This window comes from Pseudomonas japonica (assembly GCF_900188455.1).
Lineage (GTDB): Bacteria > Pseudomonadota > Gammaproteobacteria > Pseudomonadales > Pseudomonadaceae > Aquipseudomonas > Aquipseudomonas japonica.
Genome location: NZ_FZOL01000060.1, coordinates 1 through 1,128, shown reverse-complemented (window position 1 = coordinate 1,128; position 1,128 = coordinate 1). Strand labels below are relative to the sequence as shown.

The window sequence follows — 1,128 nt, the reverse complement described above, 5'->3', positions numbered from 1 at the left end:
CCGGCGATGTTCTGCGATACGCGAATCCAGCAGGAGCTGTGTTCGTCACCCTTGCCCTCGCGGTCCCAGGGGAACTGCACCTTCACCCGGCCGTATTCGTCGCAGTAGATCTCTTCCCCCGGCGGGCCCACCACCCGGGCTGGCTGCGGGCCGTCGATGCGCGGTTTGGGCAGCGCTTCGGCGCGCCATTCGGCATCGTCCAGCACCAGGGTGGCGGTGCATTCGTAGTGGGTGCCCTGCTCGGCGTCGGAACCGTCCTCGGCCTGGCTGGCGTGCTGCCTGCCGTGGTGCTCCAGATGCACCGGGCGCCAGCCGCGGTTCATGTCCTCGCGCGGGTGGCCGATCAGGTCGAAGGACACGCCCGGGACCAGGCGTGCATCATCGCCAACGGCGATGGCCTGGCAGGCATCACCGCGCAGACCACGCAGGCGGTCGCGGGTGAAGGCCTCGCCGGTTTCGCCCTTGTAGCGTCCGGGGTAGTCGTAGCGTTCGTAGCTTCTGGCCTGGTGCTGCAGGTCCGAAGCCTCACGCCAGGTCTGCTGGTGGTACTTGGGGTTCTTGAAGCTGTAGTCGCGCTGGGTCTGGCGGGCGCTGCGCACGTTCTCGCCGTAGGTGAAGCGGTGCAGCGCCGGACCAGGGCGATCGCCGCCGGCCCTGGGGTTGTATTCCACCGGCTCGCCGGGCTGCTTGCCGAAGATCCACAGGCGGTCGCAGTGGATCAGGCGATGGCCTTCGGCGCTGTGCCGAAAACCATAGAAAAAGCCTTCCTCGCGCATGATGCGTTCGACGAAGTGGTAGTCGCTGTCGCCGGCCTGCACGCAGTATTCCCGCGGCGCATGAGGGTTGGTGACGCGCTGCTCGTAGTCCAGGGTGAGGGCGTGTTTCTTCAGCATCGCCGTGGCGATGTCGGGCACGTTCAGGGTCTGGAAGATGCGCCAGTCCGAGGCCAGGCGCAGGCGAGCCAGGCGCGGCTCGACGATGGCGCGGTAGCGGGTGCGACGAAAGCCGGTTTCGCCCTGCTGAAAGGAACTGACCGAGCCGTGCACATGACGCACCTCCTGGCCGCCCTGCCAGATCGTGAGCAGCGCCGGACGGTCGAGGACCTGGCCGAAGTCGATGGCGGGGTTG

Annotated in this window: 1 protein-coding gene; it reads right to left on the bottom strand. The window is 67.6% G+C overall.

The window, feature by feature from the left end; genetic code table 11:
- Nucleotides 1-1,128 (bottom strand): type VI secretion system tip protein TssI/VgrG (tssI, locus tag CHB99_RS29350; RefSeq protein WP_141137359.1); only part of this gene is annotated, 1,128 nt, incomplete at both ends.